Here is a 25,221-nt window from a genome sequence, read left to right on the forward strand (position 1 = left end):
CCTTGATTGTTATTTGTTGACTGCCATGCACGAATCCAGCCACGCCGAGCGGTCGATCTTCTTGTTGCTCAGGTATGCCTTCTGTTGCGACCAATAGGTCGTCAGGTAGGGGCGCAGCCCGTTGAGCTGCTTGTTCTGTTCGAACATCTTGTCCAGGACCGGCACCTGCTTGGTCAGGTTGTCCCCGCCGTACAGGGTGGCCGCGTCGACAAGGCTGCTGGCGTAGTACTGCGTGACGCCCTCCACCCGGCGCTCGTGGCTGGTAAGCAGCTGCTTGCGGCGCTCGCAAGTGGCGTCGGAGTTGCCGTCCTCGCAGTTGGACTTGTAGACACTGCGCAGCAGATTGCGATGCTCGCCGTCATCCTTGAGCTTGGTGCACAGGAATGCGCCGAGGTTCAGACTGGCGCGTATGGCCTGGTCGCGTGCCTCTTCCTGTTGCTGGTTGCTCGCGCGCAGCTTGCCTTCCAAGCCGGCCAGTTGATCTTTAAGTTTCTTGTCCGTGACCGTGCCTGCCAGCGTGTTCAATTCCTTGACCGCCGAAGCCCCCTTCTTGGACGCGTCCGATGAAACTTGGCCGTCTCCAAGCTTGCTATAGCTTTCTTCAAGCGCCTTGACGTGGTTGGCGCTCGTCATCTCGCGCGATGCGATCACCCATCGCAAACCCACTGTCTTGTCTTTGATCTCGCCGTCCTCGTCGTAGAGATTCCCTTCGCGCCGCAGCGCGGCACGAAGCTCCGATTCCGGCTGCATGAAGTCGGAACCGCGAATAACGAAGCTGCCGGCCGAGCCGTTCTGGCGATCGAACTTGTTGAGCCGGAACGCATCAAGCGTCATCTCTGAGACGTTGCCCAGCATGTCGTGCAGTCCCAGCGGGTTCGGACGAAGCACACCGATACGGTTGATCTTGCTGTTCGATGATTGCGTGCCGCCGAACCATTCATAATCATTGATCTTTCCGTCGGGCATCGGATAGCGCGCCTCTGCGAACTCCGCGGCATTGACGTTGATGCCGCCCCGCGCCGCAAACTCCCATTCGACCTCGGTGGGCAGGCGGACGAATCCTGAGATCTTGTCTTCCTGGGGCAGCAATCCCTTGGCATGCTGCCGCAGCCAGATGTTGTACAGATGGGCAGTCCGCATCGCATCGAACCAGTTCGCCCCCGTAATGGGGAACCGGCCATCGCCGGCCTGTGGATCCGGGCACTTGGCCGAATCGCCGTTGGCGAGCGTAGCCAGAGCAAGATACTGACTGGTGGTCAGCTCATACTTTGCCATCAGGTAATAGCTGGATCGGGACTTCTTGTCGGCCGAGGTTTCGGTAAATCCGCCTGCGATGTACGCCGGCCTGCTCTTTTCAATAAAAGAGTAGGCGCCCCCTTCCTGCCCGACCTGAATGGGAAGATCGGCCAGCGGTCCACCCACCGGCACGACGATCTTCCGGAAGACGATGGCGCCATTGCACGGCAGCGGCAACTCGATGTCGGCGCCATCAGGCTTGGGGTTATAGAAGCGCGCGTCCCACTTCGCGGTTGGCGCTGTCGCTTCCGCGGCGACCGCCGCCTGGCTTGAGGGCAACGCTAACAGGACAAGGACGGCGCATCGGCCCAGCAGTTCAGATTTCACGCAAACTCTCCGCGGGTTGAATTCGTTTGGCGTTCGCCGCGCCGATCATCGACGCCAGCAGCGCTACACCAAGGGCAAGCATGAACGCCATGCCTCCATGCAGCGGCGTGATCCGGCAGGCGAACTGACCCGCCTCTCGGACGCCGCCCAACATGTTGTTGAATACCGCGCTGCCCGTGAAGTAAATGGCGAGACCTGCGCCCATCGCCACGACGGTCAGAGCGATTGCCTGCATCGCAAGCAGAACGGCGACGTCCCGGCTACGCAGTCCCAACAGGCGCAGCGTCGAGATGTCGCGCCGCTTGCGCCGGACACTGGCGAGGAAAGCCCCCACCAAAGCCGCCACGCACCCTGCCACCGCGGTGATGGAAATCACACCGAACACGGTCGTCAGAAGGTGGTTGATGGCTTTGACGTTGCGTATGTCGGCCAAGCGGCTGCTGGTTTCGATGCGGCGGTCATTCAAGCGCTTCTCCAGGCCTTCCACGGCGTCCAGATCCTTCGCATACACGCGAGCACGTGCGAAGCGCACCTTCGCGGCATCCACGTCATTGCCGTCCGCCGCCCCCAAAGCGGCGACGGCGTAACCGTCCCGGTACCACTCCATGTCTCGCAACAGGGCGGGTTGCACGAATGCGGCGGCGCGTTCGTAGGCGGGACCTGGCAGCACGGCCAGGACGGTGAGTTCGACCACGGCGCGCTGATCCACGCCATTCAGGCGGCGCGCGATCTGCATGCGCAGTACATCTCCTGAAGCGGCTTTCAAGCGCTGCGCGGCCTGTGCGCTGAAGATCACGCCAAACGGTGGCAAGGCGCGAACGTCCACACCGCTCATCAGCGGATCGCCGGGGGCCGTGGGCAGGACTTCCACGTTCTCCAGGAAGCTCGTCGCGCTACGGATGAAGTCCGCCTGTGTATTCAGGGAACGCGTCATGCCCACCGTGAAGCCGACACCAGGCTGGCCTGCCAGTTCGTCAATCCAAGCCTGGTCATAGCTGCCGCTGGTGAGCATCCGGATTTCCAGGTTGCGCGGGTCACGCATCAACTCGTCCTGCATGGTGCTCACAACCCCATGCTTCAGCCCGAAGAGGAGCAGCAGTGGCGCGATCACCGCCACGAGCGTCGCGATCATGCAGAGCGACACCAACCGGTCGTGCCACAGGTCCCTGATTGCCAGCCGAGATATCTGCCAGGTGCGCATCAAGATGCCTCGCGCAGACCGAACACGCTCATGCCTGGCTCCAACTCCGCCGTCAGGCAAGGCAGCCCAAACTCGCGGACCAGATCCCAATCGTGCGAGACGACCAGCGTAGCCATGCTTTCGTCGCGCGCCACGTCGAGGAAAAGCTGAAAGAGCTTGCGGGCGTTATCGGGATCCAACGCAGACGTCGGCTCATCGGCCAACAGCACATCCGGGTCGTGCGAAAGTGCCCGCACCACCGCAACGCGCTGCCGCTCGCCGATGGACAATTGGGAAGGCCGCTTATCAAGCAGGCCATCAAGTGCGAGCACTTCGATTGCATGACGGACGCGCGCGCTGTGTGCGGGCAGGCCAAGAAGGTGGCGTGGCAGAACGATGTTTTCCAGCACCGTCAGGTAAGGCAGCAGCCCGCCGGTCTGCAGCACGAAGCCGATCCTGGACGCCCGCACGGCCGCCAGCGCGGACTCGTCATCGCGCATCATCAACGCGGCCACGCCGCGCTGGTCGCCAAGCGTGTAGGTCTGAATCTGCACGGGTGACAACAGCAGGCCGATACCTTCCAGCAGCGTGCTCTTTCCGCATCCGCTGCCTCCCACGACCGCCATCACCTCGCCGCGCGCGAGGCGTAACCGCGGAAGCCGAACCTCGTAGGTGGAATCGCCCTGCCCTCGCCGCAACCGCAAGTCATCAATAGCCAGCATCATCCAACCACTCAGGGCATCATTTCCAGAGGCACGGGGTAGACGAAATCTCGGGGATCGCTGTTTGGCGCAAGCGATACCCAGCGATCGACATCGGCGTTGTAGACCTGGTAATGCCGCAGCTTTGTGGACAGATTGCGGATGAACTTTTCCTGCGCCAAGCCGTCCCAGCTCTTCCAGGTCGCCTCGTCCAGGTTCAGGACCTCGCTCTGATAGGGCAGTCCCTCCAGGTATTCGGCCATGAATCCCATTTCCGCCAGCTTCTTGTCGGACTTCTGCAATTGATTGGGATCTGCGCCCATCGTGGCCGCGACCTTGCGCAATTGGTTGAACATGTCGGTCGGCGAAATCAAGCCTTGATTAGCCGCGTCGACGATCTTCTTCATGATGTCGTTCAGATCGCTTAGCTGCCCCTTCGTCAGCAGCACACGCACATCGGTCGTGGGTACGGTCTGCTTGATCAGGTCGCGATCGCTGATCCATGCCTCGAACACCGGCGGGGCCTTGGCGCCGATGCGTTCGCCCAGGTAGGCAAGTTTCATCGCATTGCCAATGAGCTCGGCATCCTGGAGCATCTTGTCGTCGGCATTGGCGGGCTTCTTGCCCGGGTCCGTGGCGTTGGCGGCGCTGCCCACCGCATCCTCGCCCTGATAGGCCGACTTCACCTGCTGGGTAATCGCTTCCGACAAGGCATCGACCTTCTTGCCGAACTCGTTCACGTCGCCGGCATTCACCGGGTAGTACAGGGACAAGTTGCTGCCGCCGTATGTCGAGAGGTTGCGATACTGCGCCTCGGCAGCGGCATGGTTCTTGGAACCGGAGGGCGTCTTCAGGTGCAACGTGTAGATCGCAACGCCAGGCTTGGCAGCCTCCAACCGGACTTGGCTCGCGCTCATGCCCGTTGAGGACAATTTGTCGCCACCATCGATAGCGCCGGCATCGGTGATCAGCACGACATATCGCGCGCCGTACGGACGCCAGTCGATGCTGTTGATGGCGTCCATGACACCTGCGTACGAATCCTCATCGAACAGGCTGCTGGACACCTTGGCCTGCTTCAGTTCGGCCACCTTGGCCATGAAGTCCGCCCCGTCCTTGATCTTGTTCGGGTCCGCGTAGATCTTGCTTACGTATTCCAGACCCGGCACGGCCTTGGTGCTGGAGCGGAATGCCACGAGGCCGAACTTGACCTTGTCGCCCAGCTTCTCCGCCTCGACCTTTGCGTAGACCTTGCGAACGGCCTCGCGCGTGCGCTCGATGTAAGGATCCATCGAAATGGTGGAATCGATGACGAAGACGACCGCCGAACTGAATTCCTTGATCTGCTTGGTGCGTTCCTGCTCGGTCGATTGGTCTTGGCTGCCCGATGCCGCATTCACGGGATCCGCCGCACTGACAGACGCCACGTTGAGCACGCGCACGCGCATGCTTTGTTCCGTCATCACCTCTTCGCCGCTGAGGATGGGCAGCAGGTAGAAGTTCTTGGCCATATCGACGAACAGCTCGGGCTCCTGCGCCACGACGCCCGGGGCCTTACCCGACGTCTTGAGCTGCTGGCGCGCGGGCGCGATCTTCTCCACAGGATCGATCGCGTTGAGCACCGAATCGAGCGCCGACCGGTCATTGAAGAACAAGGTACGGTCCCGGCCGGCTGGGTTGGTGAAAGCCAGCGACATCTGCATTTTCCAGTCCACCGTGCAGGCCCGGTCAAGCCAGCCCAGCGTCTTGCCGAATGAATCTGGCCCAACCTGCACCCAGTGCTTGCCGCCAGCCTCCTGATTCGCGTAGACATAGAAGCGGCTGAAGGTGGCCTGGATCGCGCCCGGCTTTCCTTGCGGGGTCTCATGCAACTGGCAGCCCGGCGTGGTCAGCACGCGCTGGTAAAGCGTCTTCTTGCCTTCCTGCAACAGGGGCGCCGCGGCGTGGACCGCGAAGGACATGCCAACCAGACCGATTGCCGCAACGATCTTCCTCATTTCGGCAGCTCCTTCAGGCGCGCCTGCGCTACCGCATTACCCTTGTCCTTCTCCAGCACCGCTTGGTACCAGTACGTAGCGGTCGCGGCATCTGCCTTGAAGCAGGCGTTGTCCTTGTAGGTCGCGGGGTCGTATTCCTGTGCATAGGCCAGGGCAATCTGCGCATCACCTGCTTGCGCGCGGTTGGCGTAAAGCCGCTGTGCGATCGAGCACTTGCCTGCGTCTCGCGCGGCCTGGATGATCGACAACATCGCTGCGGAATCCTTGACGTCCCGCACGCAGTCCTGCACGAAGACCATTTCGGCAGCGGTACCCATACTGTCCTTCGAGCAAGCGGCTGCAGAAGCCGCCGGCGCGGCTGCCGGAATGTCCGCCTTCGGCGCTGGCTCGGGCGCGTCGCCCTTCTTGAGGAAGAACCAGGCGGCCAGACCGGCCGCAATCAAAAGCACCAGCACGGCAGCGACGATGGCAAGCACCGGCTTGGACTTACGCGCTTCGGGCGGCGCAGATTCAGGCTGGCCCGCCGGTTCGGCGGGTTCGACCGCTGGCGGCAGGACGGCCGGCTCGGACGGCGTAGGCTGCGGGGCGGCCGCGACATTGACGACTTCGGCCTGCGCAGGCGCTTCGCCCGCCGCGGTCGACGGCGTTACATCATTTGGAACGGGACGAACCGGATAGCGCGCCACGCTACCGTCCGGCTTGCGCGTTTCGATCAGGAACTGGGAATTGCGCTTGGCCTCAAGCATCGCGTCCACGATCGAAGGACCAATCTCGATGACCAGCCGGCCGTCTCGCGCCTGGCCATGGCCAAAGCGCAGCCACTGTTGTTCGCCGCCCCACGTCCCTTGCGCATCCAGGTGCGCCGGCGAGGAGTTGCGCCGGATGCTCAGCTCGACTTCGACGGCATCGCCGCTCCACCCTTCGATCTGGAGTTCGGCGTAACCCGCGCGCCGGCTCGGCAGCGGACTCAAAGATATAAATACAGCCATAAATCAACCTTTCCTGATGTCCGCAATGATGGCGCCCAGCGCCTCGTTCTGCTCATCGCTGATTTCCTGCCCGGCCGTGTAGCCTGCGTTCTTGACGATCATGTCCGTCAGGCAAGCAACCCAGTCCTTCAAAAACTCGCGCCCCTTGCCCATTTCGTTCTTCTCGGGCAGGTCGGGCAGGCCGGTGGCGGCGTCAAGCGATGTGGTCTTTGCAAAGACCTTGCCGTTGGCCACCGATGCGCTGGCAGGCTTGTCGTCGTCGTTCATGCCGGGGTAACCCAGCCACGCAATGAAGTCGCGCAGCACCATTTGCACGCGCAGCACCTGGCTCATGACCATCTGATCGCGCTTGGAGGCGCTGTCCGAGCGCGCGAGCAGGCTAAGCAGCATCTGCTTGGGCAGGTTGTGGCCATTGGCATTGTCCCGATAGGCGGCGTTGCGCAGCTCTTCCACGACAATTTCCAGAACATCCTGCGGAATGTTCTTGAGCATCGCGTGCTGGCGCGTACGGGCGGGAATCTCGCTCAAGTGATTGAGCCACAGCTTGAACGCCGAATCGGCGAACCAGTGTTCGTAGGTATCAACGGGCACATCCGCAGCGGCGATGGCAGGCGCGTCGTCTCCGCCGCCACTGCCGCTGTCCAGCAGGCTGGCAAACAGATCGTCTCCAGCGCTCGCGGGCGCCGCTTTCACCTCGGCCTCTATCCGCCGCACCTGCGGCACGTCGGCGCCGTTCAGATACAGATTGCGGAGTGCTTCGCTCGGAATCTCCAGGGCGTGCATCAACTCCGACAGGATGAAATAGGCCTTGGAGTTCTCGGCGATGCCACGCAACACGGGCGCGACCTTGTCAGCCAGTTCCCGCTTCTTCTTTCGTGCCGCTTCGACATCGCTGCCTTCACGGTAAAACAGGCCCACGCCAACATCGGCGATCGTGTGGTGTGCGTCCTCGACCTGGGAACGCAGCCGATCGAGCTTGAACCCGATGTCGCTGATCTGCGCGATGGCGCCGGCCAGGCGTCCCATACCGCCGTCGTCAAGCTGCATCATGGCGTCCCACGCCTCGCCAGCCTGCGGGAACCGGCTGCGCAGCACATCGGCGCTGACGAAGCTCTCTCGCATCCGGCTCAGTGCATCCCGCTTCTCAGGAGACACGCCGACTTCCCTGTGGCCGTCCTTGGTCGTGAAGTCCGAGTAGGAAGGCGTGCGCACGAGGAACGTGTTGCTGAACGGCTTTCCGCCTTTCCAGTCACGCATGAAGTCGAGGCTTTCATAAATCTTGAACGCAATGTCGTTCAAGCCCTTCCACTCCTGGTGCCACTTGTCTTCCTTCTGCAGCATGTCCGTGACGCGCGCGTTGAACATGGTCACGGCCCACAACAAGCCAGACGTTTCGGCGCGATCACGGCCCGAATCGCCTTGCGTTCGCCTGACCCACCGATCGAGCACGGGCACTACCGCGCTCGTTTCGGGCTGCTTGTGCGCCGGCGTGCACAGCACCAGGCCGTTCATTTCCTGATTTTCGGTGTACAGCTCGAACAGGTAGGCCACCTTGCCACGACGCAGCAGCTCGCCTACCGGGTTGTTCGGAATTTCGCTCAAACGGGCCTTGTCGTATCGGCCCCGGTAACCGGGGAAATCCAGCAGGTCGACCGTTTCCAGGCTGCGTTCCCGCGGCGGGTTCACCAGCGGAAAAACCAGCTCCGTCGTCAGGGCAGCAAGATTCGAGCGCCGGATGCTGACCGGCTCGCCCAATGCTCCCCCCTTCACCGCGCGCACTTTGATTGTTGCGCCGTCACCGCCGCCGATCTGGTCCAGCATCGTGACGTTCATGATGCTGGGTGGGCCGTCGCTGTGATCCTGCACGGCGTCGAGCGGGATATGCGCGACGTCGGCATTGCCGATGGCGCGTAGGCTTTCGGCCATTTGCGCGTAAACCTTCGTCAGCTCCCTTTCCTCGCCCCACAACAGCGAGAAGAACTCCGCGCGGTCGGCGGGAGACAGCCGAGGCGCCAGGGCGACCGCCTGCGGCCAGTATCCGCTTTTAAGGTCGCCTTCCAGCGCTTGGACGTGGTTGCCGAACGATTCGGACACATAGTCCCACAGGGACACGACGTCGTCAGCGCTTACGCCGGGCTGAGGCTCATGCGACGCCCGCTCGGCAAACCGCTCAAGGATCGACTTGATGCCATTGCCGTTGATCTTGTATTCGACCTTTCCTTGGTCGAAGTCCTTGAACCATGCGTTCGCCAGTATTTTGGCGAGATCGATTTCCCGGAACAGGCGCACTTCGATGGGATAGGCAGCATCTTGGATGGCAGGTTTGGTCCGCGTGAACCTGGTCACCAGTCCAGTCGCCTCGCTACCGCCGCCGGAAGGATTCACCGACGTCAAGAAGTCGACGCGTTGACCGCCGTACTCCGTTTCCAGGCGGCCGTCTTCGCTCGCCGCCAGGGTGGAAATCAGATACGACTTTCCCGCCTGGGACAAGCCGAAGAACCCGATGGCCATGGGGTGACCCGCCGCACGCTCGAGGCTGCGCGCCTTGTTGCTGGTCCGGCGCAACCCGTGGATCAAGGCATCGGCCTTGTCGTCGAGCCGCTTGGAGTTGCCGCGCACGGCGTCTATCCATGCAATTGCACGGCCCGCGCCGCGATGAATCGCACGCCATTGGTTCGCAATTTTTTCCTGAGATTCGCTCATGTCGCAATCAATCCTGAATCAACCTTTCACGCTACCGCTATCCAGCCAGTAGAAATTCGCCTTCCCGATCCGGAGCTGCGTGTTCAGTTGCAGCCTCACCTCCGGCTTGCCTCGCGCGTCGTCCGTCAGGGGTGCGGTCTTGGCGACCAGCAGCCGATCGCTGATCAAGCCCGCCTTGCGCTCCTGCTCGGTGGGCTTGGCGACCTTGAAATACACGCGGCCCGAGGCATGGGTCCTGTTCGGATTGGCTTCCTGCATGCGCTTGTATTCCTGCTCCCACTCCCGGTCGAAGCCCAGGACATACATCGGCGTCGCCGGCCAACGTTCCGCCTTGAGCTGCCGGTAGCCCAGCCGCGCAGTGTTTTCCATCTTGAACGGAATGACGTCGCCGTCCGGCCCCAGGGGCAACTCGATGCTCTGGTCCATGGACGTCTTGCCGTCATCGGACTGCCGCGTATGGATGTCGGCAAACAGCACGTTGCCGTGCTTGAGCATGTTGTCGTTGCCGATCTCGCCGAAATGGCGGATCAGGGGTTTCGGTCGTAGCGTGCCGGTATTGATCTTGAAGGTCGGAATGCGATTGTTCTCGCACAGCCAGATCACCATGGCGCCTACCGATGCCGTGGTCTTGGGATCGTCGATGCGTCCGGCCTTGCGGAACGGGAACCAGTCGCCAGTGCGGTAGTTGTGCATGGAAACCAGCCGCCCCGGCGGCAACGGCACGGCCTTGCGGATCACGGCCTGCACGCCCGGCAGGACAGACGGCCTGCCGGTCAGCAACAACACGTCGCACTCGAAGTAATTGACGATCTCGCAAAGGTTCCGCAAGGTATTGCAGATATCGAGGTTGTCGGTCAGGAAGTCAAAGTGCATCTTGAGCGGGTCGCACGTCAGGACCACGCCCTCCAGGTCAAACTCGACCGGCTGCCCGGCGGCTTCATTGAGTGCCTTGCCCACGAATCCCCGCACCGCGCTACTAAGCGGCTGCTTATCGTGCAGCCACTCGCCGATGGTCTGTTCCTTGCGCTCTGCCGGCTTCTCCGGGTCATAGCCTTCGTACTCCTTGAGCAGTACGAGCGCCAAGGGATAGAGGCACTGCAACGTGAGCTGCTGGCGCAGAAGGCGCTGACGTTCGTCATCGCCCGTGCTTCCGCACAGGATTTCCATAAGGCTCGCCGTTTCCCGGGCGCCTGCCTCCTTGAGCGCGGCTTCCAGCTGGGGAAGCACGTACTTGCGGATGACCTCCAGGACGATGTCGTCTCCCGCCACCTTGAAGCCATCGCGAAAGCGCTGCGTGGGGGTGATCGGGACGAAGCTGTTGGCCGATTGCCGCGCGCCGCGGTCCAGCTTGTAGTCGGTGATGACAAGGTCGGTCGTGCCGCCGCCGATATCCAGGGAGGCCACGGTGATGCATTCACGATCCGGCTTCTCGCGCCGCGCGATCGCATCGAAGAACTCCTCGGCATAGCCGTTGAAGTTGGTGACGACCTCCGTGTACAGGTAAACCAATTGACCGCAGGTCGCTTCGTCCCACTTGATGACGATCTTGGGCAAGGGAATGACGAACAGGTCGTGCTTCTCATCCTCGCTGTCCTCGACGGGGTCGCCATCGCCGGTGTGCCAGCCCATGCTCTTCCAGAGCAGGCTGAGTGCGCGTTGCGCGTGCTGCTTGAAGATGCCACGCTCCACCTGCGGCATGCTGGGGGGGACGGTCAGGATGATGGCACGCAGGAAGCGAGGCAGGGTCCGATCTTTCTTGCGCGAACGATACAACCAGCTATTGATCTGCGACACCGCCTGCGCGAACACTTCGTTCAACATGAAGCCCATCAACGCACTGCGCGTGTAATGCGCCTCAAACGCGGGAAAGCCTGAAGTTTCCTCGCCTTCGTAAAGCGGGCACGGTCCATACAAAGGAATGCCCTTCTCGTCGATCAGGTTCTTCAAAGGCCCGAGCGTCGCCCATTCAGGCGCTTCGCCCTTGATCGTTGAAGCATTGGGCCGCCAGCCAGTCTCGTAGGCATCCTCGGCATCCCAGAGGTAACGCTTGGGGCTGGACAGTCCGGTGGACCCTTCCGTGCCTTCCTTGCGCGCGGCCAGGTTCGTCGCTTCGGTGCCGACCCGCGCCATCGAGACCCAGACAAACGCGTCGTCGCGTCCGCCTTGCAGAGAAAGGTCATCCTTGCCGAAGCTGACCGGCGCGAATTCAACGCGCGACTCGAACGGATGATGGTAAACATGCTCCGGCCTTGTCATGTCGCGCAAGGTCAGGAAGCTGTAGTCGTTCAAACCGTTGTCGTTTTGCTTGTGCTCCTCGATCAGGATGCCGCAAGTGCGCGAGTTGCCCACGTCCAGCACCAGGTCGACCGGCACGCTTCCACCCCGGATCACCTTGCGGCCATTGCTGCCAGGCGCAAGCATGTTCAGCACCTTGATGCGCGGCAGCTTGATCCTGACTTTATCCTTCAGCTCCTTGTTGGAGCGCGTGGTGGGCGCTGCCTCGCGCATCAGGCTGAGGAGGTTCAAGTAGTGGGCAATGTGCTCCTTCTTTGCGAGCGCCTTTTCAATTTCCCGGTTTTCGAGGTCGTCCCGGCGCTCGCGAAAGATACTTTCAAGCCACTTGACGACCCATTCCTGTTCGTCAAGGAACCACTGCATTTCGTGGAGATTGAAGGCAAGGCGAAACAAGGCGCCCGTCTCCATGTCTTCGTCGTAGGGCTCGATGTAATCGCGAGCGTCGTCGCGCCCGCGCGTGCGCGTGTCGAAGGCCAGGGTCAAACGGTGCGTATTGCCATTAGCGTCAGCTTCAGCGAGCTTGACGATGCGCAGGCGCGCCCAGTTTTTCGGACCCCGGTCGAACTGGCTGTCGGATTTGTAGCGAAAGAAGGGGGCAGGCAGCCAGTAGCCGTCGAACAGCTCCAGGCTTTCCTGCAGCGGCAGGGAAAAGACGGCCCTCGTCTCGAAGAAGTTGCCCGGCCTGTCTTCATAGCCGGGCTTGCCGTCGTCCGGCACGTAAAGCCGGATGGGCATCCTGCCAGAGGGATGCATGCAGAACTCACCCTCCGGCTCCCGCTTGAGTTCAGGCAGCGCGCAAGCCAGGTCCAGGAACTGGACGCCCGTGTTTCCGAAAAGCTCAACGTTGTCTTTGTCGGCGTCGTAGGTATCAACTGGGGGCAACATGGCAGATTCTCTTAACGATTAGGGTTGGGCGCGACGCATGGAGATGGGGAATCGGGTATCCCCATAATTGCCGGCGCACGACGCGATACTCGACGCGCCGGGCTGGCACTGGATCTGGGGCATTTCGTAGGTGCCTCCATCGCTGCACTGCGCCGCGACGCTGTTGCTGATCATCAACGAGCCCTTGCTCAAGGCGGCGCTGACCGGCGCAGAACACTGCACTCCGTTGTGACGATTGAGAGTGACGTTCCCTTCCCCGTTCTTGAACTGGTAGTGCAGACGCAGCGGCTGGCCGGTGTCGCGGTCCTGAATACCCGCGCCGGCGCGCCAATTGCCGTTCAGGAAATCGGCATTCCCTTCTCCCGCGTCAGCCGGAATCTGCAGGGCGTCCTTGTTTTCCGGCGGCGCGGTGTCGCTCGGGCTGGCGGAGGCCTCCGGGACTGGCGGCGTAGAAGGCACACTGGCGGCGTCCGCGACGGAAGGCGGCGTCGCTGGCGCGCCGCGGTCTGCACCGGCAACGGCAGGCGCAGCCCCGCCAGGGGTACCCATGGCGGGCGCCGGCGGTGTCCCTCCCGGCAGCGAACTGCCCGCAGTAGCGGGCAAGCCACTGCTGGCGCCACCGCCGTTCGCCACCGGCGCGCTCCAATGTGAGACCCCAGACGGCGGCGTCAGCTCCGGAAGGGCGTGCGGCCGCGCCACGTCCCGCGGCGCCGGAGCTCGCGCGGTATCGACCGGCAAGGACACGCTGGGCGCGAGGCCTGGCATGCACGCCCGCAAACCAAACAACAAGGCCAGCAAGGCAAGGAGCAAGAGCAGCCACATCCACCACCGTTTCCACCAAGGCGCGGTCGCGACTAGCTGAGGCAGCGCGGGCGAGGACAAGGGTGGTTGGGTCGCTGTGCTTGCGAGAGGCGCCTGCGGGACCGATTCCGCGAATGCGCTCGGCCGCAGGGCGTGCAGAGGGTCCAGGGATCGATCCGCGCCACTGTGCACAAAACCCCAGAACGTGATGACCGGCTGGCCGTCCACGAGGTACACAAAGCTGTTGTCAGGATGGTGCAGGATCCATTTCAGCAACTGGCCCAACAAGGCGGCATCGTTGCCGGTGCCCTTCGCTTGGACGGATTCCCGCAACTGCGCCACGCCAGCCCGTACCGATTCAAGTCTGGTCAATGCGCGCGACTGCTCTGTTTCAGTCGCCGCGTTCCACGCAACCACGGTTCCTGGACCCGGCGCGTACCAATCGATGCGAGTGCCGTTTTCACTGGGCTGCGGCACGGCGAAATTGGCAAGCAGATCGGGCCGCTTGCCTTTCAATACAGTCAGGATTTGGCTGGCGACAAGGTGTATGGCCTGCCCTCGTTCGCCTAAGACATCAAACTGGTCGACGTTTTCGCTACGTAATTTTACGCCTAGCATGTTTTGTTACGTTTCTGCTTCTTATCGCCCAGAATCTGAACGAACAGCCCTCAATCTCCGTCACGCGGGCATGGACGGCCCCGTGGTTTAATTCGGGACAATTTGAAATTATAGGGATAAGTCTAACAATGCGTCACAAAAATTTGCGCCAATGTATTTTTATGTTTCTGACGCTTGTGATGTTAACTAGCTGCTCGCGGCAATCTGACTTTGATCGCAATTTCGAAAAGAACTGTGTTGCGGCGAGCAGCGGAAACAGCAGTTATTGCTCCTGTGCGCTGAAAGTCATCAAAAGCAATATCAAGGAGGAGGCGCTGCCGGCGCTATCAGGAAGTGATATTCAGAAACTCGCGCCCGAGATTCTCGCTTCCTGTCCGGTCGAGTAGACAGCGCAAAAATCGAGAACATCGGAGGTAAATGCGAGTGACGCTTATCCGCCATGAATAGGCGGGGACGCCCCATCGGCGAAATGCACGCCTAGTGCCGGCGTTCGCTCGCGGCCAAGAGCTTCTTGGCCATCGTGTCGTACCGGCGCAGGATGCGCCGGCCGTTCAGCGCCTTGCTCCAGGAATACACCGGAATGAGCTGCTTGGAGCCGTATCCGTCCACCAGATAAAGACCTTCGCGCCCTTCGGCATTGAAGCCCACGACGATGTTGCTGGCGCTGACGTCGTTGAACACCACATGCGCGTCGACCAGCGCCATGATGAATTCGTGCAGGCGATAGCGCAGTTCGGGCGAAAACCCCTGACGTGCAACCACTTCCTTGAGCGTCGGCGCCAGGTTGCCATGCGCATCGACGATACGTTCCACCACCTGGCCCAAACCCTTCGAGGTCAACACCAGGCCGAAGATGCGCGCCATCAGCACATTGCCGCCATGCGCACCCTGCTGGGCCGTGGTGGCGATGTATTCGACGGCTTCCATGATGAACACGCGATGCGAGGCGTCACGCCGGAAACGCTTGTACCAGGGGCGTTTACGGTTGGCCTGGCTGCGGCGCACGCCATTGACGATCTTGATCAGCAGGGAGCTGTCTGCCGGATGCAGATACACGTCGCGCTCGCTGCCCGCCGCGGCAATGGACAGCGGCTTCAAATCCAGAACCTCGAACGGGCTGGCCGATTCCGCAGGAGCGAGTGCCAGCCGGGGAATGACTTGCAGGCCATTCCACGGGGTCGTCCTCTTGTTGGCTATCTTTGGCCGGACCGAAGCGTTCAGCACGGACGCGGCCTCGCCCAATGCCGGAAAGCTCCGGCATGAGGATGCGGTCGGTCATGCCGATGTCGGCTCGGAGATTCGAAGGTGCGGGAAAACATTGAAAAAGTTGGCGCGATCCTGGGGCGCGAGCGACGGATTGCGATGTTGGCTTGATAGTTAGCTGGCGACATGTTATTCGCCGGGCAGCCGCGGCACAAGCGAGCGCCGGCGCGCGGCCGGATGGGGTTTCCCCTGAATTGTCGCGGTTTTCAGGGGGGCTGGGCCTTGCGGGGCGCTTTGTTCCAGTATCTGGAAATCTGTTTTCCAGCCTGATCCGGGCGCTAGCTACCCGATTTCCACCGATCTTCTTTGGACCAGCCAACAAAAAACCCGCACCCTCTGTAGAGAGATGCGGGTTTATTGCGAGGAATTTCTTGGTGCCGACGGCGAGACTCGAACTCGCACAGCTTTCGCCACTACCCCCTCAAGATAGCGTGTCTACCAATTTCACCACGTCGGCTTGACCACTTCAACAAGGCGAACCTTGCTGGAAAGTCGAGCATTCTATCACGTATTTTTGAATGCGGGAAAGCTGTCCCGCTTTATCCGTGTAAGGGCGGCAATCCAGTCCGATCAGGCCGCCACCGCCGCCCCCGCCTCCACGCCGAGCGCCTGCAAACACGCCGCGAGCGAACGCGCCTGCGTGGCGTCGTACAGCGCCAGCTCGTCCATCACCGCCGCGCCCAGCGCGGCTTCAAACGCCGTTTGGCTGGCGTTCTGCGCGTATTCGGCCTGCGCCTTGTCGCCCAGGTTCGACTGGAAGATGCCGGCCGCGCTGACGGGCAGGAAGTCTTCGTACACCAGCGGTTCGAACTGGATGTAACCCTGCTCGATCAAGGCCGGCAGCTCGGACGCCTCCGGCGTGCCCGGCTTGCCGGTCAGGAAATAGCGGAAGTACGCCAGGCCCTGGTCATGCAGCGCCGCGTAGTCGTCCGGAAAGGCCGCAAAGCAGTCCTGCAGGTTCTGCATGTAGGCCGCCGCATTGCCCTCGTTGGGCGCGCCGCTGATGCGGCTGCGGGCCAGGTCCAGCAACTGGTCGTACAGCGCACGGCCCTTGCGGGTCAACGCCACGCCGCGCTGCTCGATCTCGCCAAAGCGGGCGGTATGGCTGCCGACCGCGCTGGCGCCGTCAGCGCCCGCAAAGCGCACGGGCTCCTCCAGCGCCTTGAAGCTGGTCTGGCGCAGCAGGATCGGGCACTTGCGCGGCGGCGGGCCTTCGATCACGGCCTTGGCCGACACGCCGCGGCGCGGCATCTCGGCCTGCGCTTCGTCGATGTCCAGCGTGCGCGGGGTCAGGTGGTTGATGTGCGGGCCCTTGAAGGCCACCACGTCGGCGATCAGGCGATGCTGGCCATGCAGTTCGCGGTAGTCGTCCAGGCTGACCGTGGACTCGCTGTGCCAGCGGAACGTGTGCAGCGCCTCGGCCACGAATTCCCGGGCGTCGGCCTCGTTCAGGCCGCCTTGCGCCTCGAAGCGGGCGGTCAGCGCCAGGGCCCGGTCCGTGAAGATCTGGCGCGCGGCCAGGATGCGGGCGGCCTTCTCGCGCAGGGCCACGTCGCCGATCAGCTCCAGGCGCAGCAGCGAGGTGAAGACGCGGAACGGGCTGGCCTGCAGCGCCGCTTCGTGCGTGGCGCGAAAGGCCGTCGAATGCACCGGCACGCCGGCGGGCGACAGGTCGTAGTAGCCCACAGGCAGCATGCCCATCACGGCGAACACGCGGCGCATGTTCGCCAGTTCTTCCGGCGTACCGACGCGGATGGCGCCATGGCGTTCGATATCCAGGCGCTCGATCTCGCCGGTGCGCGCCAGTTGCGCGGCCAGTTCCGGCTGCTCGGCCATCGTTCGGGCGTTCACCTGCGCCACCAGGTCCAGCAGCGTGTCGTACAGCGGGACTTCCTGCTTGTACATGTCGGACATGGCGCGCGAAAACCAGGCGCGGATCTGATCGGGATTGACGAAGTTCTGACTCATGACGGGCTCGGTACATCGATGAAAATGGATGGCCCGCATCACATCACGCCGCCCGGCTCCGATCAAATGAAAAAATTCGGCTTAATCAGTCCGTTTTTTCATGGACAGCGGGCGCGGCGCGCCCCGCCCCTCCGGCTGGCTGGCTTCGTCCTGCACCCACGCCACGAATTGCTTGATCTTCGGCACCTCGGCCGAATGCTCGGAATACGCCACGAAATACGCGCCGTCGCTAGGCTGCACGTAATCCCAGGGGATGACCAGCTTGCCGGCCTGCAGCTCTTCCTCGGCCAAGAGGCGCGGCGTGAGCGCGATGCCGCAACCGCCCTCGGCCGCCCGGACGCACATGTAGAAGGTGTCAAAGCGCGGACCGAGATAGCTGCGGTCGGACTGAAATTGCTGCCGGGAGAAATAGTCGTGCCACGCCTCGGGGCGGGAAGCGCACTGGATCAACGTCTGACGGCTCAGCGCATCCAGGCTATCAGGCCTGCCGCCGTGCAGGATGGCGGGCGAGCACACCGGTACGACATCGGCCTCGAACAGTTCGACGCACTGCGCACCGGGCAGCGCGCCATGGCCGAAGAAGAACGAAATGTCGATCTTGGCCTGCATCAGGTCGAACGGGTGGGTTTCGCTGCGCACCTTCAACTGGATGTCCGGATGCGCGGCCATGAAGCGCTGCAGGCGGGGAATCAGCCAGCGCGACCCGAAGGTCGGCTGGGTGCCGATGGTCAGCACCTGCGTCTCGCTGCCGTAGGTCTGGATGTCGCGCGACGCCATGTCGACCTGATTCAGGATTGCCTTGACCTCGGACTGGTACAGCGCGCCCGCGGGCGTCAGCTGCAACCGGCGGCGCACGCGCAGGAACAGCGGGTTGCGCAGCAGGGCCTCCAATTGCGCGATCTGCTTGCTGATCGCGCTCTGCGTCATGTGCAGTTCCTCGGCCGCGCGCGTGAAGCTCATGTGCCGCGCCACCGCCTCGAAACACTGCAGCGCCATCATCGACGGCATCAATCGCTTTTCCATGGCTATTCCAGGCAGATCGCTTCAATGCGGCAAGCATAAAAAAAGCCGGCTTACGCCGGCCTTTTTGCTGCTGCGCCTTACTTTGCCGGAGCGGCAGGTGCTTGCGCCGGCGTTTCGCCAGCCGGAGCAGCCGGGGCCGCCGGCACGGAGGCGTCGGGAGCCGGAGCGGCAGGTACCGAGGACGCGCCCGGCACCGACGATGCACCTGGCGTGGCGGGCACGGAGGAACCCGGAGCCTGCGGGACCGAACGGTCGGCCGGGAAGCTTTGCATCACGCCGGAATCCACGGCGGGGCCGCTGGTGCCCTTATGGCTGACATAGGCCAGGCCGGCGGTGGACGCAAAGAACACGACCGCGGCCCACTTGGTGGCGCGCGACAGGAAGTTGGCCGCGCCGGTGGCGCCGAACAGGCTACCCGACGAGCCGCTACCGAAAGCGGAGCCCATGTCGGCGCCTTTGCCCTGCTGAAGCAGGACCAGGACGATGATAGCCAGCGCCGAGATCACTTGGACGGCCAGCAGAATTTTGAGCATCAGGGGCATTACAGACTCCGGAACGGAAACTTAGATGGCGGCAATTCGCAAAAACTCTTCGGCCACGAGCGACGCGCCGCCGACCAGGGCTCCGTCGATATCAGTCATGGCGAACAAACTGGAGGCGTTGGCGGCTTTGACGCTGCCGCCGTACAACACCTGGACTTGCGCGGCGCCGAGCGCACGCAGGGCGGCGCGGATGGCGCCGTGGACTTCCTGGGCCTGCTCGGGCGAGGCCGTGCGGCCGGTGCCAATGGCCCAGACGGGTTCATAGGCAAGCACCATGCGGGAAACGGCATCGGCGCCCAACGCCAGCACGGGCTTGAGCTGCCGTTCGATCACCGCCAGCGTGTTGCCGGCTTCGCGGTCGGCAAGGGATTCACCCACGCAAACCACGGGGGTCAGGCCGGCGGCCAGCGCGGCCTGGGCCTTGGCAGCCACGATCTCGTCGGTTTCGCCGTGCAGCACGCGGCGCTCGGAGTGACCGGCCAGCGCCCAGCGGCAGCCGAATTCCTTCAGCATCGAACCGGAGACTTCACCCGTGTACGCGCCCTTGTCGTGCGCGCTGACATCTTGCGCGCCCCAGGACACGCTGCTGCCGGTCAGCGCCGAAGCGGCCTGCGCCAGGTAGGGAAACGGAACACAGATGCCGATTTCGCAGTGGCCCGCCGCATCCGCGGCACGAAGCTCGGTCAGCAACGCGGCGTTCTCGGCAAGGTTGCCGTGCATCTTCCAGTTGCCCAGCACGAGGCGGGCGCGGTTTTCGACTGAAGTCATGGCGAATTTGTCTGACGATTGGATGTGAGGTGGTGAACCTGCGGGCCCTGAAAGAGAGTCCTTGTGCAGCAACCGCCCACGGGCCTGCCTGGAAAAAATTCCAGGCGAAACCCGAGATTGTATCCTGTTGCGCGGCGATACGCCGAACGCCGCGCGTTTCTTACATTGTCAGGATGATTTTGCCGATATTTTCCCCGCCTTCCATCATGGCGTGCGCCTTGGAAGCTTCGGCCAGCGGGAACGTGGCGTGGACAATGGGCTTGATGGCCCCTTTTTCCAGCAGGGGCCAGGCCTGTTCGCGCAGGGCGCGGGCGATGGCGCCCTTGAAGGCGACCGGACGCGGACGCAGGGTGGAGCCGGTGATGGTCAGGCGGCGGCGCATGACCTGCGCGGTATCCACATTGGCGTGCGAGCCGCCAAGCTGGGCAATGATGACGATACGGCCGTCGTCCGCCAAACACTGCATGTCGCGGGCGATGTAGTCGCCGGCCACCATGTCCAGGATCACGTCGACGCCGCGTCCGCCCGTGGCGTCCAGCACTTCCTTCACGAAATCCTGCGTCTTGTAGTTGATGCCCTTGTCGGCGCCCAGCGCCTCGACAGCGCGGGCGCGATCGTCGCTGCCGACCGTCGCATACACCTTGTGCCCCATCGCGCGGGCGAGCTGGATGGCCGTGGTGCCGATGCCGCTGGCGCCGCCATGGACCAGCAGCGCCTCGCCTTCGGACAGGCGGCCGCGGTCGAATACGTTGCTCCACACGGTGAAATAGGTTTCCGGCAAGCCGGCGGCCTCGATGTCGGACAAGCCTTTGGGAATGGGCAGGCATTGCGCCACGGGCGCGACGCAGTACTCGGCATAGCCGCCGCCCGCCACCAGGGCGCAAACCTTGTCGCCCACGGCAAAGCCGCTGCCGGCCACGTCGCCGCCGACGATTTCACCGGCCACTTCCAGGCCCGGCAGGTCGGACGCCCCGCGCGGCGGCGCGTAGTTGCCCTTGCGCTGGAACACATCGGGGCGGTTGATGCCCGCAGCGCTCACTTTGATCAGAACTTCGCCGGCGCCGGCCTCGGGCGTGGGGCGTTCCACGGGGACGAGGACTTCGGGGCCACCGGGGCGGGTAATTTCAACAGCGTGCATCGCGTGCCTCCTTTGCAGCAAATGGATTATTATTGCGCCCTTTGCGGCATATCGCGTTTCCGTTCTGGGCAGAATGTTTGCCTGGCGGCCGCAAAACCGCAAAACGTCAGCAAAAGCAGGACAGGCCAGCCGATAATGTCGGAGCCTTGCCTGAATGGCGACGACGGGAGGTGTGGCAGAGTGGTCGATTGCACCGGTCTTGAAAACCGGCAACGGGCAACCGTTCGTGAGTTCGAATCTCACCGCCTCCGCCAAAGCGTTTGTTGTAACGGATGTTCCGCGGGCTGCGGCCGCCGCAAGCCCCCGCGAGCGAATCGCTGCGCTCCTTGACGCATCAACCGGCGTGGGGCGGCCACTGACAGCATTGCCCGAACATCTGTCTTTCTCAAAAGTCGACTATTCCCATGCCTACAGTGCCTGCGTGCCCTCTGTGCCAAACCAGCTCCGCGTTCGAATTGGCCTATCACAAGGCAGGAATACCCATCTATCGCTGCCGGGGATGCGGCGCAGGCAAGGCTGAACCCGGCCAATTCGATGCCGCCACCTATTACGATTCCTCGTATTTCAATGGCGGCCGCGAGGACGGGTATTCAAATTACGTCCAGGCTAGCGAAGTGTTGCACGCACAGTTCAGGCAAGACATCGCGCTGCTGAAAAAGCTGGGTGCGGGCAGCGGCCGCCTCATTGAGCTGGGCTGCGCCTACGGCTATTTTCTCGACGAGGCGAAGGCGTCGTCCTATGAGGTCGGCGGCGTCGAACTTTGTGAAGAGGCTGTCGAAAGCTGCAACGCCCGGGGACACGACAAGGTTTACCACGGCGAAGTATCCAAAGAGGCCTTGTCCCGCTTCACGGATGCCGACGTCGTGGTCCTGCTGGACGTTATCGAACATTTGCCCGATCCGGTCGCGTCGCTTGAAGCGGCTTCCGGCGCCCTCAAGCCGGGCGGACTGCTGCTCATGACGACGGGCGACTTCTCCTCCGCCGTCGCAAAAGCCACCGGCAGCAACTGGCGCCTCATGACGCCTCCTCAACACCTGTGGTTCTTCACGCCGAAGTCCCTGAAGGCGCTGTGCGACCGCCTGGGGCTCGACCTGGTTCACATGGACCATCCCTGGAAAAAGGTGCCGATTGGCCTGATCGTGTACCAGGTGCTCCGGTATGTTTCGCTGCGGCCGACGCTGCCTGCGTGGATGCACCGCATGGGTGTGCCGGTCAATCTGTTTGACGCGATGCGGCTCGTCTTCCGCAAGCGGGAGGCCGTGTGAAGGCGGTTCACATCCTGCTGGTCACGCTTTTCTCGGTGGGCATGGGCACCGGTCAGCTGCTGCTCAAGTTTTCCGCGCAGCGCCAATTGCCCAACGAACACCAAGGGCTGTTTGCACGCCTGCTCTCGCTGGCTTCGGATTGGCCATTCCTGCTCGGCGCGGCAAGCTACGGCGTCCTGCTGATTTTCTGGGTGTGGCTGCTGACGTTCATCCCGCTTTCGCGCGCTTATCCCTTCACCATCATCAGCCTGGCCGTTGCCTCGTTGGGCGGCTGGTATTTTTTTGGCGAAACGCTCACTCCCCGTTTTATCGCCGGCCTGGCAGTTATCGGAATCGGGCTGATCATCCTGGGGACGGAGTGAACCATGACATCAAATTGCGAAGACAACGTATGGGTCGTGATCGCGGCCTATAACGAAGGCAGCGTCATTGCCAACACGATTGCGGGGGTGCTGCCGTACGTCAGGAACGTCGTCGTGTGTGACGACTGTTCGTCGGATGCGACAGCGCAGGCGGCCCTGGACGCGGGCGCGCATGTCCTCTCGCATCCCATCAATCTCGGCCAGGGCGCCGCGCTGCAGACCGGAATCGCGTATGCCCTGCGGCAGCAGGCCCAATACATCATCACGTTTGATGCCGACGGCCAGCATGACGCCCGCGAAATCCTGCCCATGCTCGCCGCGCTGAAGGCGAGCGGAGTCGACGCCGTGCTGGGCAGCCGCTTTCTGGGCACCAAGACCAATATTCCGTTTTCACGCAGGCTCGTGCTGACCAGCGCCTTGCTGTACACACGCCTTACCGCGCGGATTCGCCTGACCGACGTGCACAACGGCTTTCGCGCACTGACCCGCAAATTCTGCGAAGAGTTCGAGTTCAAGCAAAACCGGATGGCACACGCGTCAGAGATTCTCGACCATATCGCGGCGCACAAGGTGCGCTTCATCGAGCACCCGGTAACCATCGTGTATACGGAATATTCCATCAGAAAGGGGCAACGAAGCTCCAATGCGATCCGCATCCTGATGGAATTGCTGATGGGGAGAGTCTCCAAATGATTTTCAGCATTTTGCTGACCGTCGTATTTCTTTTCATGGCGGTCTACAGCTTTGCCTTCATCCGGCCGACCTGGGTCTGCATCCTGCTTTGCCTCGGGTATCTGGTGGGAATCTACTTCGTCTGGAATCCGGAGATCACGTCGCGGATCGCGCATTTCTTCGGTATCGGCCGAGGCCTGGACTTCTTCATCATTCTGCTTCTGGTGGCGGTCATCAACGCGTTGATCCTGCTCGCGCGCCACATCAATACGCAACATCGGGCCATCACCAATCTCGCGCGTTACGTCGCGCTGCAGAATGCGCGCGCCGGCAGCAAACCGTTGGACTGAACAAACGCCATGGCAACCAAGCCCTCTGCGTGGCAACATTTCACCGCGGGGCATTGGCTCGCACTGATTCTGACTGCAACGCTCATCTACCTGTCGTTGAACCTTGGGGCGTTGCAGCCGGAATATCGCGTCAGGATTTCGCCTGCCACATCGCAGGAAGGCAGCGTCACCGTGGCGCTGTACGGCAACGACTTCGATTCCTACCTATCCCGCGGAATCCTGACCGTCCCCGCAAGCGGCTGGCAAATCATCCGAGGCGCGGACTCGACGGTTCTGAGCGCGCAGGCGCCGGCCGCCCCCCTGGAAATCGTGGCGCGGAACACCCCGGTCAATCTGACGTTCGTGCATCACGCAAAAGGCGGTTCGGCCACGGTGGACAACGGCGCGGGCGATCAGCGCCTGATCTCCTTGCGCGCAGACCAGGAGACGTTGTCCACGTTGGTCATTGGCGGCGCGGGCTCGTCCTTCGCGGCCAGCGCAGAGGCGCCCCGCTTCGGCGTGACGACCCGGATCTTTGCCGCCATGGCGATTCTGATCCTGCTCACCGCCATTACCTGGCAGATGACGCGGCCTGCCCGTGCCGATGAAACGCCCCGGCCCCACCCGCGCCGGATCGAGATTGTGTTCAGCGCCCTGCCCTTTCTCATCACGTCGGGCGCCACGCTGATTGCCTTCCTGCCTGGCAACGTCAGCTATGACGGCTCTCTCCAGTGGGCCCAGGCGGCCGGACGGGGCGAGCTGTTTGAGCCGCTGGGCTATCCGACGACGTATCTGATGCGTTCATTCGCGTCGATGAGCAGCTCTCCGTTGCCGTTGATCGCGATCCAGGCAGTGCTGGCGGCGTTTGGCATGGCGCTGGTTCTGCGCGAATTGCGCCACCGGGGATTATCGTTTCCCGCCAATCTGGGCGTGGCAACGGTTCTTGCCATCACCCCGCAGTACTTCACGTTTTTCACCAACCTGGGCAAGGATCCGCTTTGCGTGACCGGCATCCTGTTCTTTGTTTGGGCGGTGCTGAATCTGTTTCGCCAGCCAAGGAACGCATTGCCCTCGTGGGGCATGTTGACCGCGCTCGTCGTCTCAGGTCTGTTTGCGGGCCTGATGCGCAACAACGTCATGCCCATCATCCTGGTGGCGCTGGCTGCCGCCCTGGCGTTGCTGTTCTGGCGTCGCCGCGCCTACCGGCTGATCGGCGCTGGCGTGGTCTTTCTCGTCGTCGCGCTGGTGATTCCGAAAAGCCTCGCGGCGCTGGCGGCACAGGAAGTGGAGCAATATCAGCGGCCGGCGGAACGGGTACGCATCCTGCCCAATGCCGACTTGCCGCTCGGCGTCTTCACCAATCTTTACCTATACCATTTGTTCAGCGCCGCCATGGCCAACGAAATTGCCGTCACGGACGACGAGGCCAGGCCCTTTTTTGCGATCATTCCGCAAGAGAAGTGGAAGAACTACTCCTGCTACATGACGGATACGACCATGGCCAGTCTTGGCCAGAACATCCGCTTCACGCAGGACGAATACAACGCGCACCTGCAGGCGCATCAGCCGGCCATGGCGCAAACCGTGCTGCGCATCATTCGAGACAATCCAGCACTTCTCCTTGAACGGCAAGCCTGCATAACCCGTGTGCTGTGGCAGATCGGAGTGGGTGACCGCCCGTTCCAAGCCACCGCGATGCTCGGTTACGACGTCGTCGATAAGCGCTTCCCCCCCCTTGCCGGAGAAAGCCGGACGCCCTGGCCTTCGCTGCGCCAGCACATCCAGGATTACGCGCTGTGGGCAGAAAGCCCCGGCGGTTTCTGGTTCTTCTGGAAGCCGGCGCTGCCGTTGGCGTTCGGCCTGTTCATCGTCGGCTTGTATCTCGTGCGCACCCGAGACGTTGGCGTGATGGTTGTGGCCCTGCTGCCAGTACTGACCATCGTGCAATTGCTGCTCGTGATCCCGTTTCCCGCCTACCGATACGCCTACCCGGCGGTGTTGGTGATGATGCTACTAAGCGGCCTGGTGTTTTGCCGTTCAAACCCACCGGGCACGCGCACTAACGTACTGAAATAAGGAAGCACCGCGGCGTTATGCAG

19 protein-coding genes and 2 tRNA genes are annotated in these 25,221 nt (G+C 62.5%); 6 read left to right on the forward strand and 15 right to left on the reverse strand.

The window, feature by feature from the left end:
* Positions 1 to 9: 9 nt before the first annotated feature.
* The 15 genes from ASD71_RS19645 to ASD71_RS19715 form a co-directional block, all read right to left on the reverse strand.
* A complete protein-coding gene (locus ASD71_RS19645; RefSeq protein WP_200949448.1) occupies positions 10 to 1,623 on the reverse strand; it encodes an SUMF1/EgtB/PvdO family nonheme iron enzyme in 1,614 nt (537 codons plus the stop codon).
* On the reverse strand, positions 1,613 to 2,824 hold the full coding sequence (locus ASD71_RS19650; protein WP_056568476.1) for an ABC transporter permease: 1,212 nt from the start codon (positions 2,822 to 2,824) through the stop codon (positions 1,613 to 1,615). The genes ASD71_RS19645 and ASD71_RS19650 overlap by 11 nt, the downstream gene beginning before the upstream one ends.
* Entirely contained in the window at positions 2,824 to 3,528 is a 705-nt protein-coding gene (locus ASD71_RS19655; RefSeq protein WP_235512257.1) for an ABC transporter ATP-binding protein, read from the reverse strand. The genes ASD71_RS19650 and ASD71_RS19655 overlap by 1 nt, the downstream gene beginning before the upstream one ends.
* Before the next feature lie 8 nt (positions 3,529 to 3,536).
* On the reverse strand, positions 3,537 to 5,501 hold the full coding sequence (locus ASD71_RS19660; RefSeq protein ID WP_200949450.1) for a vWA domain-containing protein: 1,965 nt from the start codon (positions 5,499 to 5,501) through the stop codon (positions 3,537 to 3,539).
* Complete coding sequence (locus ASD71_RS19665; protein ID WP_156395231.1) at positions 5,498 to 6,490, reverse strand: hypothetical protein; 993 nt, start codon at positions 6,488 to 6,490, stop codon at positions 5,498 to 5,500. The genes ASD71_RS19660 and ASD71_RS19665 overlap by 4 nt, the downstream gene beginning before the upstream one ends.
* Before the next feature lie 3 nt (positions 6,491 to 6,493).
* The gene (locus ASD71_RS19670; protein WP_056568483.1) at positions 6,494 to 9,193 is read right to left on the reverse strand and encodes a virulence factor SrfC family protein; all 2,700 of its coding nucleotides are present in this window, start codon (positions 9,191 to 9,193) and stop codon (positions 6,494 to 6,496) included.
* Positions 9,194 to 9,211: 18 nt separating this feature from the next.
* Complete coding sequence (locus ASD71_RS19675) at positions 9,212 to 12,373, reverse strand: virulence factor SrfB (protein ID WP_056568485.1); 3,162 nt, start codon at positions 12,371 to 12,373, stop codon at positions 9,212 to 9,214.
* 18 nt (positions 12,374 to 12,391) lie between these two features.
* Complete coding sequence (locus tag ASD71_RS19680; RefSeq protein ID WP_056568494.1) at positions 12,392 to 13,792, reverse strand: SrfA family protein; 1,401 nt, start codon at positions 13,790 to 13,792, stop codon at positions 12,392 to 12,394.
* A gap of 477 nt (positions 13,793 to 14,269) precedes the next feature.
* Positions 14,270 to 14,890 (reverse strand): YrbL family protein, encoded by a 621-nt coding sequence (locus ASD71_RS19685; protein WP_235512259.1) that lies wholly within the window; start codon positions 14,888 to 14,890, stop codon positions 14,270 to 14,272.
* Positions 14,891 to 15,427: 537 nt separating this feature from the next.
* A tRNA-Leu gene (locus ASD71_RS19690) sits at positions 15,428 to 15,512 on the reverse strand.
* 113 nt (positions 15,513 to 15,625) lie between these two features.
* A complete protein-coding gene (locus ASD71_RS19695) occupies positions 15,626 to 17,023 on the reverse strand; it encodes a VOC family protein (protein ID WP_056568496.1) in 1,398 nt (465 codons plus the stop codon).
* An 81-nt stretch (positions 17,024 to 17,104) separates the two neighbouring features.
* Entirely contained in the window at positions 17,105 to 18,046 is a 942-nt protein-coding gene (locus tag ASD71_RS19700) for a LysR substrate-binding domain-containing protein (RefSeq protein ID WP_056568497.1), read from the reverse strand.
* A gap of 77 nt (positions 18,047 to 18,123) precedes the next feature.
* Complete coding sequence (gene secG / locus ASD71_RS19705) at positions 18,124 to 18,588, reverse strand: preprotein translocase subunit SecG (RefSeq protein WP_056568499.1); 465 nt, start codon at positions 18,586 to 18,588, stop codon at positions 18,124 to 18,126.
* Between the two features lie 21 nt (positions 18,589 to 18,609).
* Positions 18,610 to 19,356 (reverse strand): triose-phosphate isomerase, encoded by a 747-nt coding sequence (gene tpiA / locus ASD71_RS19710; protein ID WP_056321524.1) that lies wholly within the window; start codon positions 19,354 to 19,356, stop codon positions 18,610 to 18,612.
* A 160-nt stretch (positions 19,357 to 19,516) separates the two neighbouring features.
* Complete coding sequence (locus ASD71_RS19715) at positions 19,517 to 20,494, reverse strand: NAD(P)H-quinone oxidoreductase (RefSeq protein WP_056568506.1); 978 nt, start codon at positions 20,492 to 20,494, stop codon at positions 19,517 to 19,519.
* Between the two features lie 166 nt (positions 20,495 to 20,660).
* On the opposite strand from ASD71_RS19715, the gene ASD71_RS19720 reads away from it, so the two are divergent.
* The 6 genes from ASD71_RS19720 (at position 20,661) to ASD71_RS19745 (ending at position 25,198) form a co-directional block, all read left to right on the forward strand.
* A tRNA-Ser gene (locus ASD71_RS19720) sits at positions 20,661 to 20,748 on the forward strand.
* A gap of 201 nt (positions 20,749 to 20,949) precedes the next feature.
* Positions 20,950 to 21,759, forward strand: coding sequence for a class I SAM-dependent methyltransferase (locus ASD71_RS19725; protein ID WP_056568508.1), 810 nt, complete (start codon positions 20,950 to 20,952; stop codon positions 21,757 to 21,759).
* Complete coding sequence (locus ASD71_RS19730) at positions 21,756 to 22,121, forward strand: hypothetical protein (RefSeq protein WP_056568511.1); 366 nt, start codon at positions 21,756 to 21,758, stop codon at positions 22,119 to 22,121. The genes ASD71_RS19725 and ASD71_RS19730 overlap by 4 nt, the downstream gene beginning before the upstream one ends.
* Before the next feature lie 36 nt (positions 22,122 to 22,157).
* Positions 22,158 to 22,814, forward strand: a complete 657-nt coding sequence (locus tag ASD71_RS19735; RefSeq protein WP_200949452.1) for a glycosyltransferase family 2 protein — start codon at positions 22,158 to 22,160, stop codon at positions 22,812 to 22,814.
* Positions 22,811 to 23,143, forward strand: coding sequence for a DUF2304 domain-containing protein (locus tag ASD71_RS19740; protein WP_056568516.1), 333 nt, complete (start codon positions 22,811 to 22,813; stop codon positions 23,141 to 23,143). The genes ASD71_RS19735 and ASD71_RS19740 overlap by 4 nt, the downstream gene beginning before the upstream one ends.
* 9 nt (positions 23,144 to 23,152) lie before the next feature.
* Positions 23,153 to 25,198, forward strand: a complete 2,046-nt coding sequence (locus tag ASD71_RS19745; RefSeq protein ID WP_056568519.1) for a hypothetical protein — start codon at positions 23,153 to 23,155, stop codon at positions 25,196 to 25,198.
* Positions 25,199 to 25,221 lie beyond the last annotated feature (23 nt).

It is taken from the genome of Achromobacter sp. Root565, from assembly GCF_001427425.1.
Classification (GTDB): Bacteria; Pseudomonadota; Gammaproteobacteria; order Burkholderiales; family Burkholderiaceae_B; genus Achromobacter; species Achromobacter spanius_D.